Source organism: Blautia faecis, assembly GCF_027662325.1.
Taxonomy (GTDB): Bacteria; Bacillota; Clostridia; order Lachnospirales; family Lachnospiraceae; genus Blautia_A; species Blautia_A faecis.
Genome location: NZ_JAQDKY010000026.1, coordinates 27797 through 42446, shown reverse-complemented (window position 1 = coordinate 42446; position 14650 = coordinate 27797). Strand labels below are relative to the sequence as shown.

Here is a 14650-nt window from a genome sequence, read left to right as displayed (position 1 = left end):
TTTTTCAGCATTCTTTAATATAACACCTGTTTAAAAACCTTGTCAATCCACCTTAACAATATAAGTGCCGGAATCTTCATCCATAAATACAATTTCTCCAAGTGACTGAAGAAGTGCATTATTAAGGCTGTCCTCATATTTCTCTCTTTCTTTAGAGCCCACAAAGATATAGGAAACACCATATTCCGTAAGAAGAGCTCTTACCTGGGTCTCATCCTGTGAAGTATAAATACTCATAATATCTGCCTGTTTCCGGTTCAGATCATCTGTATCATTCCTCCAGAGCCATTCGTGTACATACCAGCCAAGAATTGTTGGAAGACCTGTAGCTGCAGAAACACGCTCATAACCGCTGTAGCTGTCACCGTTTGCCTCCAGCACTACCGGAGCCCCTTTAATATTCTCCTTTAGCCATTGGATTGCAGACACATCCTCTGAAAAATCCGTATCCAGATAGCCCAGAGCATAAAGCCCCTGATAGCCTGACGGATTCAAAACCTTTCCAAACCAGGAATCCACACTTTTTCCAAAATATCCTACCGTCCAGATCAGGAAAAACAGACAGATTCCGGAAATGATCTTAAATACTTTCTGTCTGCTAACAGCCAGAAGTCTGTAAATTCCATATCCCATAGTCAGTGCAAACATAATATATGCCTGATAAGTAAGCTTGAACATAGTGTTTGCCCTGGCATTTCCATTTTCATAAATATCACGCACGTAAACAAATTCCGGGATTACCACCAGACCAATAGCGCAAAGTCCCATAATAATGGCAAAAAGATCTGCCGTGCGGATAGCTTTCATAAGACGGTACAGGCTCTTGTGCTCCATCCCCCGCAGCTTTTCCCAGAGAATAGAAATTACAAATGTAATGGTAAAAACTGCCGGAAGTCCCCAGAGAACCAGCAGCTGGTAGAAATAGGAATGGTACTTGGCAATTCCTATTCCATCCACCATAGTGTCAAACTGTAAGGTAAATGGCAGGATCACAAGATAGGCAAGCAGATAGATTTCTGCCATTTGTGCAAAAGTTACAACCATGATTTTCTTTATTTTTCCCTGGAAACGGATAATATTGGCAAAAAGCACCGTTCCAAGAGTTACTACATAATAAATTACAAAATCCCAGAAATTTGTCCACTGAAACATTCCGAGAAGCGCACTGATTACCAGAAGATGAGGCATAAGAAGCTGCTCTTTCCAGAATTTTCCATCTTTCATGGAAGTCTCAACCGGTACTGTTTTCTTGCGCACACCCCTTAGCCATACATAAAGAAGTGCTATTACAAGAAGTACAAACATAATATTTACCACATGAGCATGAAGATCTCCCAGTACAAAAGAATAGCAGGGAAATTCATGTATCGTCCGGTCTTCCTCACGATATGGATTATATCCTATATAGCGGGTAGCATCCGGAAACCAGTAACTGCTCACTTCCTTACCTGTCAGCTTCTCAATCAGGGGAATGATCTGCGCATAAATTACGTAATGCATATTTCCTGCAATGGAAACAGCTGTACCAGCTGTAAATCCAGCTGCAAAAGGAAGTCCTTTTATTACTTTTTCGCTTTTTTGCAGTCCCTTCATACGGTCTGACATCATCTGGTAAACAAGGGAAAATGGCATTGCAAAAGCCAGTCCGGCTACAAAGGTACGCATAAGATTGTAAGTCAGTTCCACCTTTGTATGGGAAAGCTTGGTAAGAAAAACAGCAAAATACTGACCGCCATAATAATAATTAATATGTCCTTCTGAATACCACAGATCTCTTGCCGGAAGTGTGGTGCTTCTCATCATAGCTTCCATAAAACCATAATCCATGAACTTCTCGGTTCCATATGCAGCAGGGCGGAATCCTGCCAGATATGTCCACATAAGAAATGCAAGGAAAAACAATAATTCTTCCCAGTAAATCAGAGAAATCCTGTCAACTGGAAAACATTCTGTCTTTTCTTTTGATTCCTTTCGAAGAAGGAAAAAACAGATAACTGCGCATAGGATTGTTACAGCAGCACAAGTCAGGGCATTAAAAGGGATTAGTCTGATAGCTGTCAGAAACCAGGTAAGAAAACCTGTTGCAGCAATCGCCAGTACCTTAGAAAAAATCCATCCTTTGTCCTCAAAACGCCAGAACAGTCTTCCTGTAACAGGCATCGCAGCAAATCCCATCACTCCCGCCAGAAGCCACCAAGTCCAGAAAGTCCACACATCACCTTTCAGTAAAAATGCAGATAGGCCAAGCAGCACCACCGCCAGCAGAAGTTTAATTATTGTTTGTGTACTGATTTTTTTCTTATTCTTTTGTTCCATAAATTCTTATTCTCCCGTCATCTGACTGATACACCAGAGGATATGTATCCGCAATCACATCTTCGCGGCATTCTTTCTCCTCAAATTTCATACCTTCCTCAAAAAGGATATATGTAATTTGTTCTTCCTCAACTGTTTTCTTTAGTACCTGTGCGCTGGCTGTTGTATAGATCTCTACCGCCCTGGCAGCCCTGTAATAAGTGTCATAGCCTGCGGACCATGCATAATAAGGCCATCCCAGATACATCATAACCCCTGACATAGTGACTTCATTTATACTGTATTCCGGTGTCAAAATCAGATCGTCTTTTTTCAGATTTTCTGCAAGCCAGCTGGTCAGTCCACTGTTCAGGTTCACAGAAACCCGATGTCCCGAATCATTATCTTTTAGGATTACTGCAAAATCATAAATTCCTGTTATGGTCAGACTAAGTGCCAGAATCAAACTCAAAATTTTCCCAACAGCACCTTTCCAATGGAACAATCTGCTTACAGCTCCCCCCCAGAAAACAGCAAGGAATGCATAAGATATTATAATATATTTATGATTCACGTTTATATCTGGTGTAAGAGACGCCACAAATGCAAAGATTGTTGGGAAAAGTATACTCACTGCAACTGCTCTTTCCATTTTTTTCAGAAAAAACAGCAGTACTAAAACGCCAAGGAAAACAATGCCGCTTATTTCAAATAAATATACAGCTATGCCTGGAAGTGATTTCTTTTCTGCCAGAAATCCAAAATATACAGAAGGTGATACAACACTTCCCCATACAAACATTTTAGATTGAATTTCCGAGAACACAACTGTCACGATTGCCAGAATCAGATAGTCAAGTTTTCCATCAGAAAAAAAGGCAAATCCCATAAGAATCAGAAGACATGCAATTACAGCAGCTCCATTCCAAAATGAACACAGACCCAATAGCATTCCGGCAAAAAGAGCTGTATTAGGTTTCTTAAACATCCATGCTTTTTTTGTAAGAAATCTGTTCTTCAGCCACAATATTCCCTTATCTTTCTCTGCACAGCTTTCTTCCACCCAGTCCAGGAAAATCCATAATACCAGCGCAGCCATCAAAAGACCAAATCCCAAGTGCCGCTGATTCAAATATACATTAAAATTCCAAAGTCCCCAGTTCTCATTGGGGGTATATCCAATAAAAGCAGTATTCCCGGCCAGAGTCTCCCACAAATCACCAGCCTGTAAATGTTCATATGTAAATCTGAAAAAAGCAGTTCCACTTCGAAATACAACAAACAAAACAGAAAGCACTCCGGCACTCATACTGCCAAAGAACCTTTTCGCCATAGAATACAGCATGATAAAGAAGCACCAGAGTGACAGACTGCTTACGGCATTGTACGCTATATCAATTCTCATTCCAAGATATTCCAGGTTTCCTGTCAGAAACTGAAACATAAAATGGTATTTTACATCTTCACCACCAAAATGAGGATACTGCGTGGGGAAATTATTTCCCAGCGAAAATGATCTCATCATCGCTGTATGAGGGGCATAATCTCCAAATACAGTAAATCCGGAATACAAATATCCGTCACTAACATGAAATACAAATACCATGATCCAGGTAATTCCCGCCAGTAAAATCAATAAGAACACGATTTCTTTCGCTGGAGGAACCTCGCCGGAAAGTCTTTTAATAAATTTCCCCAAAGAACCTTTTCTTCTATAACAGCACAAGAGCAAAAATATCCCCACAGCTGCCATCACCATCAGATTTGCTCCAAAGAGGGGGTTCTCCGCTTCAGAGTACACGCTTAGCAGCCATGCTGCTATATAGACAGCCCAGGTCATAAGCAGCACACCACTTCCAAATGACGCTGCAAAAGTCACCCACAAGGGCGTGATTCCTTTTTCTCTCATTCTTTGTTCCGGCAAAAAATTACGGATAATTTCCCTTCCCAATAATGCTGCCAGAATCAGATAAACACATCCTAACATGGTATTTTCCCTCGCTTATTTTTTCCAGTCCAGTATAGCAGAATCCACAGCTTCTGAAAAGTGTATAGTTTTTGATAAACTGAAATGTTTTTTCATTAACAGAGGATTCTCATTGTTTATTATTTTTTATGTACTCTTCCACACCGTCAGCCACTGCTGCCGCTACTTTTTCCTGATAATCATCCTGTAACAGTTTTCCGGCTTCTTCCGGGTTCGTAAGGAATCCACACTCCACAATATTCAATATCCCCGGGCTTCGTTTCAAAAGATAATAAGTAGTATTTCCTTTCGCCTGCCTTGGCCGCTCCACCTCAAGATAATCATTCAGTTTCTCCTGAATTATTTCCGCCAGTTCTTCTCCCTTAACAGAGTCCCGATAATAGAAAACCTGAGGGCCCTTCACCCCAGAATCTTCGTAACTGTTCTGATGGATACTTACTGCAAGTACAGGCTTTACTTCCTGAATAAGAAAAATCCTTTTTTGCATATCCTGTACTTTCTTATTATTAGAGTCTTCATCGTATAATCCCACGTCTGTTTCCCTGGTCATAACCACCTGAAAATCTTTCTTTTCCAATGCACTTTTCACTTTCAGGCCAATGGCAAGATTTACATCCTTCTCCTTCAGACCGTCTATCCCGATCATACCTGGATCCATTCCTCCATGACCACAATCCACCACAATTACCTGCTTCTGATTCATCTCTACCGATACTGCTGCCGCCTCGCGGGAAAGATAATAAAAGCATATCAGCAAAAGACATCCCATAATCAGCTCCACTATATGCTTTTTCAATATAAAACACCCCCTGGCATATAATATATAATGTTATCGTTAAACTTTCGTCTTTTGTCGCTGTTCACGACCTTCACATTATTTATATGTCTCAGAGAGTGTTTTTATCATTCGTGTATTAGAGCATGTTTGAAAAAGGCGTAACTGTTCAGTACCCTCACAGCAATATGCTTCGCAAAATAGTACCTGTTTTAATTAGACGCAGACAGATTATCTGTGATCACCTGCCAGATACTGCTATTCTCAAATCCCAATTTCCATGCTGCCACACCGGCAAGATTATATTTCTGTACCAGCTGTACCTTCGCTGCAATAGACTGAGAATCCTCAATCCAGATCTGGTAAGTGCATCCATCCTTCTCAAAGCTGCCATAATTCTGACTTACATCGCTGTCCCAGTATACCTGGGCATTATTTGTATTTACTACTTCCTGGGCAGTATCCATGCCAATTGCCTCACTAGATAAGCTGCCAGCTTCTGTTTTCCATAATCTTGTGTAAAATGGAACTGCATTAATCACACGCTGCGCCGGAACTTCAGCGATAGTATCCTGAATTCCCTTCTCCACCCATGGAAGAGACGCTACTGAGCCCGCTTCCTCGGATCCAACGTAGTGCTCGTCATATCCCATAATAATGACATAATCTACTACCTTGCCCTGTTCAGCCCTGTCATAATGACTGGTGAAATCCTCTGGAACCGGATTGTCTACGGAAAGAACAAGATTGTTCTTATGGCATTCTATAGAAAGCTCCCGGAGGAACTCCAGGAAATGAACGCCCACGTCCTCACTAAGCTGCTCGAAATCCACATTAATTCCATCAATTCCAGCTCCAACAGCTGCATTCACCAGCTGTGAAATCAGATTCTGTCTGGAACTTGTTCTGGACAATACCTCATAAGTACTGATGTCCTGCGTAAAATTGTCCACAAGTCCCCATACCTTCAGCCCTTTTTCATGGGCAAGAGATACATAATCAGCTGTAGCATTGTTGATAATATTACCATTGTTGTCAGTTACATAGAACCAGGTTGGTGAAATTACATTCACTCCGGTCATATTCTGAATAGCCTCTGAAAGTCCTGCATTGGCATCTGTGGACATTACCTGATGCCATACCAGATTCACTGGCTGGTCCATGGTAAGATAAGTATAAGATTCCCCAACTGCTTTTCTGTCCATATTCAGATTCTGAACATCACTTACACTGCTCTTCTCTATATATCCGATATAACCGTCCCATGTGGCTACCTGATCCCAGTTCTCCAGTTCTTCCATAAGGATCAGATTATCTCCTTTGTTTACCTTGGATAGTACTTCTGATTTGATTCCTCCACGGTAGCGCACATATGTATCCTTAGTTGCTGTGACAACTGATACGCCTGAAAAATCCTTCTGAATCGCTATACGGTTTGGCTGCTGGTACACATAAGTATCCAGATCTGTATATCTCTTTATAAAATCAAGGCTCAGATAAGCGGTTCCGTCCTTCAGCCATACATCACCGCCCGCCTCAGTGGAAGCAGGTGTATAAATCAGCTCCGACGGAGTAGCGTACAGAATCTGCTGACCTTCTTCATCCCAGTAATATCTCTGGTTCAGATAACTATCCACCACATCTACAGGAAGATATGGCTGTTCGCCAGACATAACTGCCTTCTGCTCCAGAATCTGGGTACCTACTATAATTACGGCTTCTGAATCGTCTGTCTGTCCATAATATTCAGTCAAATCCATCTGTTTCCTGGTAGGAATGCGGCGCATGATCAGGGTTGTAACAATTCCGATCAGGGTAACTGCTGCGATCAGCATGCACACCACTACTACAGGATTAATTCTTCTCTTCATAAAATATTTATCCTCTCAGTGAACGTCTAATTGATATCTGCTGCGGACTTTTCCACAGTCGATTATCATTATAACATATTTTTTTTCAGGATTGTATTACATAATTCGACTTTTTACAATTTGTTTACATTATTGAATGTTGGTATCTAGTACATCGAAAATTAAGTATCTGCTATATTGACGTAGGATGATTTTCTCATATACAAGGCGGAGGAAGGAGGCGTAGCGGTAGCTACGGCGACTGACGACAACGCAGCAGATGAAAAATCAGACAAGTCAATATGGCAGTTACTTAATATTCGATGTACTAGAATCATTCCTGCAATCAGCAGCACCGGAAATTTCTTCCTGCCAAAGCATGAGTAGGGGGAAACTGCTGGTCTTGAAGAAATTCCGGTATGTACTGAATATTCATGGCTTACAACTGCTGATCATCGATTACAAAATCGAAATCCACACGGGCTATATGCCCATTCTCGTCCTCTGTATAATCCCGCATATATCCTCCGCCATCTGCAATCTGACAGGCTTTTGCAATGGCTCTGGCATCACTGGGCAGCCCTTCCAGATAAAGAGCAATTCCCAGTTCTTCATACTGATTCAGCTCACCCTCCAGCGATCTGCAGGATTCTTCCTTTCCTGATCGTGATATACGCTTCGTGTCCTAACCTCCTTTCCTCCTTTATGGATTCAGAAAACACCTGAATCATTTTGCAGAAAAAAGAGACGGAATGTGAACTCATTTCATCTTCAGGGAATGCAAACACCGCCCCAGCTGATACGCTGCATGATAAATCGACGCTGTTTTTAGAAAAAATAGATGTTAATGTTAATATTTAATACGAATCTGTGTTATCTCTGTTCTCAATTGCTTGTGAGTCACAGATCCATTTCTTTTTTCTTGTTCCCCATTATACGGATTCATTTTCCATTATGCAATAGATTTTGACCAGTTTATTCTTTTTTTCCATTCTGTTTCGAAAAATTTAATAAGTTGCAACTGAAATTTACAAACTGAAATTACCTGTTTTTTTCCTATTGCACTTTTGAAACATATATTATACAATGAGGAATCAAGATAGCTGATTGTTACTGTTCACTGGTAGTGTTCCGCGAGGTGTTTTTGTGAATATAGTTCACAGAAAACCTGGGAAACCCGGTGCGAAATCATGCGAATGTATGATTTCTGTGCATCGCGAAGTGTGTTGTTATTCGCGAAGTGAGCATTAACAACTGATTATGGTAATCTTTTAATAATAAACACTATTTCCAAGAACAGGATGTGATCATATGAAAATAGAAAAAATCAGTGACAATCAAATCCGCTGTACTCTTACAAAGGAAGATCTGGACAGCCACCAGATCCGTATCAGCGAGCTTGCCTACGGCACAGATAAAGCCAAGAAGCTTTTCCGTGAAATGATGCAGCAGGCTCAGATTGAATTTGGCTTTGAAGCTGATAACATCCCGCTGATGATCGAGGCAATTCCCGTAAACGGTGAAAGTGTCATTCTGATTGTCACCAAGGTAGAGGATCCCGAAGAACTTGACACTCGTTTCTCCAAATTTTCACCATATAAGAAAACCAAGCAGGATACCCTTCATTTCGATGGTGCTGATAATATCATCGATATCTTCCAGAAATTATATGAGGAGACACAGAAAGCAGCCTCTCAGGGAGCTTCTTCCAGTAACAAGGAGGTCAAAGAATCTGGAGCTTCCAGGACTTCCAGAAGTACGGAAGCTTCTGAATCTGTTTCCAATACCCGGAAAGTTTCGGTAAACCTGATACGGCTCTATACTTTCCATACTCTGGATGATGTCATTGCTGCCGCACATGGACTGGATGGATTCTATAAAGGCGTCAATACTCTTTACAAGGATGAAAATTCCCTTTACCAGCTGATTGTACATCAATCCTCCTGCACAGCAGAAGAATTCAATAAAGTATGCAATATTCTTTCTGAATACGGCAGCGGACGCGCTTTTACTGCTGCCGGAGAGGCTCATTTAAAGGAACATGGTGAGCTCATTTCCCGCAAAGCCTTGCAGCAGCTTGCAAAAATCTGAAATAAAAAGAATCCTGCCTGCAGGATTCTCCGCCTGACAATTCCAAAATGCCTGCACGCTGCGCAGACATTTTGAACATGCTAGAGCGTGTTTGAAAAATCATTCCCGCAAATTGTGACGCACATCTTGCAGAAAGCCTTTTTCAAACACGCTCTAAAACCTTATTAAAAAGGACTGGCAAATCGCCAGTCCTTTTTATTATAAGTTCGTATATACTCTGTCGGGGTTACCTTCTCAACCGGAACAGCCCGTCAAGAAACTATATACTAACGGCCTGCAAGATAATCGTTCAGCTGCTGGATTAAAACATCAGCATCAATTCCGTGTACCATAGCAGCCTCCTCCAGAGATTCCATCTGTGCGGATGGGCATCCTACACATCCCATACCGGATGCCATAAGAATACCAGCCATATTAGGATCTAACTGAAGAAGCTGACCAATCAGCATATCTTTTGTCACCTGTGCCATGATCTGTTTCCTCCTTTTTTATATCGAGTTACTGTTCATACCTGACCAGCAACTGCTTCTCTCGTAAAAAATTCCCTGCCATTACATCAAAACCGGCAGTAACTCTCCACGTTCCACTATTATAATACCAAATACACATTTGCGCAACCGTCACAATTCTAAAATTTTGTTTATAATTTTGTACTTGATATCCTTTGACATATATATTAGAATAGACTCATATCCCAGAAAGGGTTTCTGTTCACTCTGTGAACAGTAATCATAAGGGAACTAAAGAGATTAAAGGAGGATATAACAATGGCATATGTAATTTCTGACGAGTGCGTAAGCTGTGGAACATGCGAGAGCGAGTGCCCAGCAGGTGCTATTTCTCAGGGAGATGATCATTACGTAATCGATGCAGATTCCTGCATGGACTGCGGAACTTGTGCTGATGCCTGTCCTACAGGCGCTATCAGCGAGGGTTGATTTTCCCACATAAGTGATGATAGCATGAAGGGGAGCTTCCTATGGAGCTCCCCTTTTTCAACCGCATTCTACACTCCGTTTTTCTTTTTTCCCTTCTTCTCCGAAGATGCAGCTGCTTCTCTTCTTGCCATCTGCTGTCTCCTGATGGCTGCATCCAGAGTGCGCCACCTGTCTTCTCCTTCTTTTTTGGCATGAAGCTCCTGAGTAATCAGACGTTCTAATATCTCCTGAAACTCCAGAATCTTTTTATCTGGCTCCGCTTTAAAATTCTGAACATTCTCCAGCAGTTCTTCCCGAAGTGTATCTCTTGTTTCATTCTCTTCTTTTTCTATACTCTCAGATTCCAGTAAATGTATTTTATCCTTTTCTTCCGGCACGATTACTTCCATTCCTTCTTTTTTTGTAAGTTTTGGAAGAAGATCATGTATCGCCCGAAGCTGCAAGCCTCTGTTCTTTAGTTCTTTAATGTTCAAAAACAGTTGAATATCATCCTGGGTGTAGCAGCGATGCCCCAGCTCATTTCTGCGAATAGGAAGGGAAAGTTCATCCTCCCAGTAACGAAGGACATAAGATTTCACCCCTGTCAGCTTCACAGTCTCAGCCACGGTATAGCATTTTTCCATACTACCCCTCCTCATGAAATTGTTGCTGTCCACAAAACAAATCGGTCTGGCTGCCAGACAGCATCCGTATGGACAATAGCATAATTCACTGTTTTTATTATAACAAAAGGTCTTTCAAATGCAAGAAAAAAAGGTCGACATAACATGCCGGCCTTTTCGAAGAAATACCATAATCAATCAGCATTTCCTTATTTTTTCATATTTACAAACTGTGTATACTGAGGCAGCCATACCAGCTCAACGGTACCAATAGGACCGTTTCTCTGTTTCGCTATAATGATCTCAGCAATTCCCTTTTTCTCCGTATCCTTATGATAATAATCATCACGGTAGATAAACATTACCATATCAGCATCCTGCTCAATAGCTCCCGACTCTCGCAGGTCAGAAAGCATAGGTCTGTGATCCGGGCGCTGCTCTACAGCTCGACTGAGCTGTGAAAGTGCAATGACCGGAACGCTGATCTCACGGGCAAGTGCTTTCAGGGAACGTGAAATATCGGAAATTTCCTGCTGTCTGGAATCAGAATGTCCGCTTCCACTCATCAGCTGAAGATAATCAATCATAATAATTCCAAGATTGTGCTCTAATTTGTATTTTCGGCACTTGGAACGCAGCTCGGAAATGGAAATACCGGGGGTATCATCAATAATAAGATTAGAGCGTCCGATAATATCTGCACCCTCCACCAGCTTGGTCCAATCCTCGTCTTTCAGATTACCAGTTCTCATATTCTGGGAATCCACATGAGATTCCATGGCAAGGAGACGGTTTACAAGCTGCTCCTTGGACATCTCCAGACTGAATATCGCTACCGTAACGTCCTTACGAAATGCCATATACTGGGCAATATTAAGAACGAAAGCAGTTTTTCCCATAGACGGACGGGCTGCGATCAGCACCAGGTCTGAAGCATGCATTCCGGAGGTCTTGTAATCCAGATCCACGAAACCGGTAGGAATACCAGTTACCGTTCCCTTCATCTTGGAAGCTTTCTCAATATTGTTCACCGCATTCAAAACCACCTGCTGGATAGGCACAAACTCATCACTGGAGCGTCTCTGAAGAACATTAAACAATTTCTTCTCCGCTTCCTCCAGGATCATTTGTGTGCCTTCTTTCTCCATATAGCAGGCATTTTCCACTTCCTCATTCACTTTGATCAGTCTTCGAAGGACAGCCTTTTCGCTGACAATATTGGCATAATACTTTACGTTGGCAGAAGTGGGAACTGCAGAAATCAGATCTCTTACATATTCCATACTGCTGATATCTGGTGGAAGTTCCTTCTCTTTCAGACGGTTCTGAAGAGTGATCAGATCCACCGGCTTTCCTTCATTACATAACTCCACCATGGCATCAAAAATAATACCATACTGGCTCTGGTAAAAGTCATCACTTGTAAGAATCTCTGATGCTACCAGAATGGCATCACGGTCCAGGATCATGGAACCAATAACGGACTGTTCCGCTTCAATGCTGTGAGGAAGTATCCTCTTGATCAATGCTTCTTCCATTTCGTAAAAAACATCCTCTCCTGCAGCTTTATGCATTACTGTTTACACTTCTTCACAGTAGCCCTTATGCCTCTTCCTTTACCCATACTTTCAGGCTTCCGGTTACCTTAGGATGAAGCTTAACCGGTACATTTGTTACGCCAAGATTGCGGATTGGGTTTGGAAGTACCAGTTTCTTTTTCTCTATATCGAGATTCAGCTGTTTCTTGGCAGCTTCTGAAATTTCTTTTGTGGAAACAGAGCCAAATGTTCTTCCGCCCTCTCCCACTTTAAGAGTAAGAATAACCTCTTTATCTTCAAGATTCTTGGCAAAAGCTCTGGCAGCTTCTAAATTCTCCTGGGCAACTTTCTCTTCATTTGCCTTCTGAAGCTTCAGATCATTTAAGTTCTTTGGAGTTGCCTCAAGTCCAATCTTCTTCGGCAGGATCATGTTTCTTGCATATCCGTCACTGACGTTTACAATCTCTCCCTTTTTTCCAAGGGCTTTTACATCTTCCAGTAAAATTACTTTCATTCTTTGAATTCTCCTTCCTGGTATAACTGATCTATAATATCTTTGATCATTTTCTCTGTCTCATCTTCTGTAGCCTTCACCTGGGCTCCGGCAATGTTCAGATGACCTCCGCCGCCCATTCTCTCCATCATAACCTGCACATTGACCTCATCAATGGCACGGGCACTTACATACACCTCATTATTATATGGAGTAAGAACAAAAGAAGCCTTCACACCTGCAATATTCAGAAGCTCATTTGCGGCCTGGGCTCCTACTACTGTAGGACTTTCCAACCCCTCGCTGGGGCATCTTCCTATTGCAAAACAATTTCTGTAAATCTGGGCAGTGCGGACAACTTCCGCTCTTGCCTTATATGCATCAATGTTATCCCGAAGCATTTTGCGGACTCTTGTAATATCTGCGCCATTTCTCCGAAGATAAGCAGCTGCTTCGAAAGTACGCACGCCGGAGCGTGTAGTAAAATTATTGGTATCAATTACCATACCTGCATACAGACAATCCGCCTCCAGGCTGCGAAGACGCAGATCCTCGTCAAAATACTGAAGGATCTCGGCAACCATCTCACATGTGGAGGATGCATATGGCTCCACATAGGAAAGTACTGCGTTCTGTATCACTTCACTGCCTCTTCTGTGATGATCCAGCACCACGATCGTCCTGGTCAGATAAAGAAGATCCTGACACTCTGTATAACTTGGTTTGTTTGTGTCCACCACAACCACAACTGTATTATTATCCACAAGATCCTTTGCCTGGGCACAATCTACAAACATGGAAGGCTCATAATCCGGATTATTGATATACCCCGCCATCAACGGACGGATGGATGTGGTCGGATCATTTACTACAATATGGACCGGCTTGCCAAGGGTCTTTCCTGCGCGATAAATACCGATTGCAGCCCCAAGGGCATCTACGTCTGTGATCTTATGTCCCATAACCACAACACGATCCTTGGTGCTCATAAACTCTTTCAGCGCCTGTGCCTTCACTCGGGCCTTTACGCGGGTATTTTTCTCCACCTGCTGGGATTTTCCGCCAAAATAGGCGATAGAATCTCCATTCTTAATTACTACCTGGTCACCGCCGCGTCCAAGAGCCATCTCAATGGCAATACGGCAATATTCATAATTCTGCAGATAGTTTGCGCCGTTCAGACCAATACCGATACTTAGGGTGACTGCCATTTCATTACCAATATTGACCGTCTTAACTTCATCCAGAATATGAAAACGCTGTTCTTTCAATGCTTCCAGGGAACTCTGACGCATGATCAGGAAGTATTTATCCCGCTCCAGCTTGCGTACAAGTCCGTCAAAATTGGAAAAATACTTGGTGATTTTCCTGTCGATCAGTGCGATCAGAAGGGATCTTCTGACTTCTTCCACACCTTCCAGAGCTTCTTCATAATTGTCCAGATATGCCAGAGCAACTACCAGCTTATCATCCTCATTCTTCTGAATATATTCCTGAAGCTCTGTCTCATCATAGAAAAACATTGCCACAAGATTAATGTCTGCATCCACATTTTCCAGAATACGGGCTTCATTTACCACATCTTTCATAGTAACCAGCTGCATGGAAACACGATAGATCCTGTCACCAAAGTTGGTGCTCATCTCTGTGATCTCCTGTTTCTCAGGTACAGGAAGTTTATCCGGTGTGATCTCCGGAAAAATAGTGGTAATGTGCTTGTTATACAGCTGTTCTTTCCCGGTAAGCTCTGCAAATACCTTGTTGGACCAGATCATTCTTCCATTGGTGTCCATAATGGCATAAGGAAGAGCCAGATCATCCAGAAGACGCTTCTCAAGAGATTCATACTGATTGGCAAACGCGATCAGATCATTGAGAATCAGCGGCCTGTGAAAGCGGGTAAGCAGAAGTGCTGCCACAATATATACCACAATTCCAAGTGTAGCAAGAATTCCTGCTTTCACACTTACCATAAAAATAAGAATATCCAGCCATATAAGAAGAATGGTCAGATACAGTGGCCACCTCATGAACTGCTTCATGGATCCCTTGAATTTCAGTTTTTTATTCATAAGTTTATC

Annotated in this window: 12 protein-coding genes; 3 read left to right on the top strand and 9 right to left on the bottom strand. The window is 42.1% G+C overall.

The window, feature by feature from the left end; all coding sequences use genetic code 11:
• Positions 1-42: 42 nt before the first annotated feature.
• The 4 genes from PGQ38_RS12495 to PGQ38_RS12480 form a co-directional block, all read right to left on the bottom strand.
• Positions 43-2316: a DUF2298 domain-containing protein gene (locus PGQ38_RS12495; RefSeq protein WP_204453374.1), complete on the bottom strand. Its 2274-nt coding sequence runs from the start codon at positions 2314-2316 to the stop codon at positions 43-45.
• Positions 2300-4282: a hypothetical protein gene (locus PGQ38_RS12490; RefSeq protein WP_204453376.1), complete on the bottom strand. Its 1983-nt coding sequence runs from the start codon at positions 4280-4282 to the stop codon at positions 2300-2302. The genes PGQ38_RS12495 and PGQ38_RS12490 overlap by 17 nt, the downstream gene beginning before the upstream one ends.
• A 109-nt stretch (positions 4283-4391) precedes the next feature.
• Positions 4392-5078, bottom strand: a complete 687-nt coding sequence (locus PGQ38_RS12485; protein ID WP_226840941.1) for an N-acetylmuramoyl-L-alanine amidase — start codon at positions 5076-5078, stop codon at positions 4392-4394.
• A 191-nt stretch (positions 5079-5269) separates the two neighbouring features.
• Positions 5270-6928, bottom strand: a complete 1659-nt coding sequence (locus PGQ38_RS12480) for a glycosyl hydrolase family 18 protein (RefSeq protein ID WP_204453378.1) — start codon at positions 6926-6928, stop codon at positions 5270-5272.
• Between the two features lie 1290 nt (positions 6929-8218).
• Here PGQ38_RS12480 and PGQ38_RS12475 point away from each other — a divergent pair.
• Together PGQ38_RS12475 and PGQ38_RS20745 are read left to right on the top strand one after the other, a co-directional pair.
• On the top strand, positions 8219-8998 hold the full coding sequence (locus PGQ38_RS12475) for an adaptor protein MecA (protein ID WP_173715667.1): 780 nt from the start codon (positions 8219-8221) through the stop codon (positions 8996-8998).
• A gap of 98 nt (positions 8999-9096) precedes the next feature.
• Positions 9097-9303: a DUF6783 domain-containing protein gene (locus tag PGQ38_RS20745; RefSeq protein WP_368365937.1), complete on the top strand. Its 207-nt coding sequence runs from the start codon at positions 9097-9099 to the stop codon at positions 9301-9303.
• On the opposite strand, the gene PGQ38_RS12470 is transcribed toward PGQ38_RS20745, so the two are convergent.
• The gene (locus PGQ38_RS12470) at positions 9265-9468 is read right to left on the bottom strand and encodes a DUF1858 domain-containing protein (protein WP_117851487.1); all 204 of its coding nucleotides are present in this window, start codon (positions 9466-9468) and stop codon (positions 9265-9267) included. The genes PGQ38_RS20745 and PGQ38_RS12470 overlap by 39 nt on opposite strands.
• A 297-nt stretch (positions 9469-9765) precedes the next feature.
• On the opposite strand from PGQ38_RS12470, the gene PGQ38_RS12465 reads away from it, so the two are divergent.
• Positions 9766-9936, top strand: a complete 171-nt coding sequence (locus PGQ38_RS12465) for a DUF362 domain-containing protein (protein ID WP_118583690.1) — start codon at positions 9766-9768, stop codon at positions 9934-9936.
• Between the two features lie 68 nt (positions 9937-10004).
• On the opposite strand, the gene PGQ38_RS12460 is transcribed toward PGQ38_RS12465, so the two are convergent.
• From PGQ38_RS12460 to PGQ38_RS12445, 4 genes are all read right to left on the bottom strand, one after another.
• Positions 10005-10559 carry a MerR family transcriptional regulator gene (locus PGQ38_RS12460; protein ID WP_173715668.1) on the bottom strand — a complete coding sequence of 185 codons (555 nt, stop codon included), beginning with the start codon at positions 10557-10559 and terminating at the stop codon, positions 10005-10007.
• Positions 10560-10747: 188 nt separating this feature from the next.
• A complete protein-coding gene (dnaB, locus tag PGQ38_RS12455; protein WP_118583698.1) occupies positions 10748-12076 on the bottom strand; it encodes a replicative DNA helicase in 1329 nt (442 codons plus the stop codon).
• 64 nt (positions 12077-12140) lie between these two features.
• Positions 12141-12590, bottom strand: coding sequence for a 50S ribosomal protein L9 (rplI, locus tag PGQ38_RS12450; protein ID WP_204453380.1), 450 nt, complete (start codon positions 12588-12590; stop codon positions 12141-12143).
• Positions 12587-14641, bottom strand: a complete 2055-nt coding sequence (locus PGQ38_RS12445; protein WP_118583686.1) for a DHH family phosphoesterase — start codon at positions 14639-14641, stop codon at positions 12587-12589. Before PGQ38_RS12445 ends, rplI begins: the two co-directional genes overlap by 4 nt.
• Between the last annotated feature and the right edge of the window lie 9 nt (positions 14642-14650).

Excerpts from the sequence above, each read along its gene's own strand:
- PGQ38_RS12495 (WP_204453374.1), bottom strand. The coding sequence starts at position 2,316 with ATGGAACAAAAGAATAAGAAAAAAATCAGTACACAAACAATAATTAAA.
- PGQ38_RS12490 (WP_204453376.1), bottom strand. The coding sequence starts at position 4,282 with ATGTTAGGATGTGTTTATCTGATTCTGGCAGCATTATTGGGAAGGGAA.
- PGQ38_RS12480 (WP_204453378.1), bottom strand. The coding sequence starts at position 6,928 with ATGAAGAGAAGAATTAATCCTGTAGTAGTGGTGTGCATGCTGATCGCA.
- PGQ38_RS12475 (WP_173715667.1), top strand. The coding sequence starts at position 8,219 with ATGAAAATAGAAAAAATCAGTGACAATCAAATCCGCTGTACTCTTACA.
- PGQ38_RS12470 (WP_117851487.1), bottom strand. The coding sequence starts at position 9,468 with ATGGCACAGGTGACAAAAGATATGCTGATTGGTCAGCTTCTTCAGTTA.
- PGQ38_RS12465 (WP_118583690.1), top strand. The coding sequence starts at position 9,766 with ATGGCATATGTAATTTCTGACGAGTGCGTAAGCTGTGGAACATGCGAG.
- PGQ38_RS12460 (WP_173715668.1), bottom strand. The coding sequence starts at position 10,559 with ATGGAAAAATGCTATACCGTGGCTGAGACTGTGAAGCTGACAGGGGTG.
- dnaB (WP_118583698.1), bottom strand. The coding sequence starts at position 12,076 with ATGGAAGAAGCATTGATCAAGAGGATACTTCCTCACAGCATTGAAGCG.
- rplI (WP_204453380.1), bottom strand. The coding sequence starts at position 12,590 with ATGAAAGTAATTTTACTGGAAGATGTAAAAGCCCTTGGAAAAAAGGGA.
- PGQ38_RS12445 (WP_118583686.1), bottom strand. The coding sequence starts at position 14,641 with ATGAATAAAAAACTGAAATTCAAGGGATCCATGAAGCAGTTCATGAGG.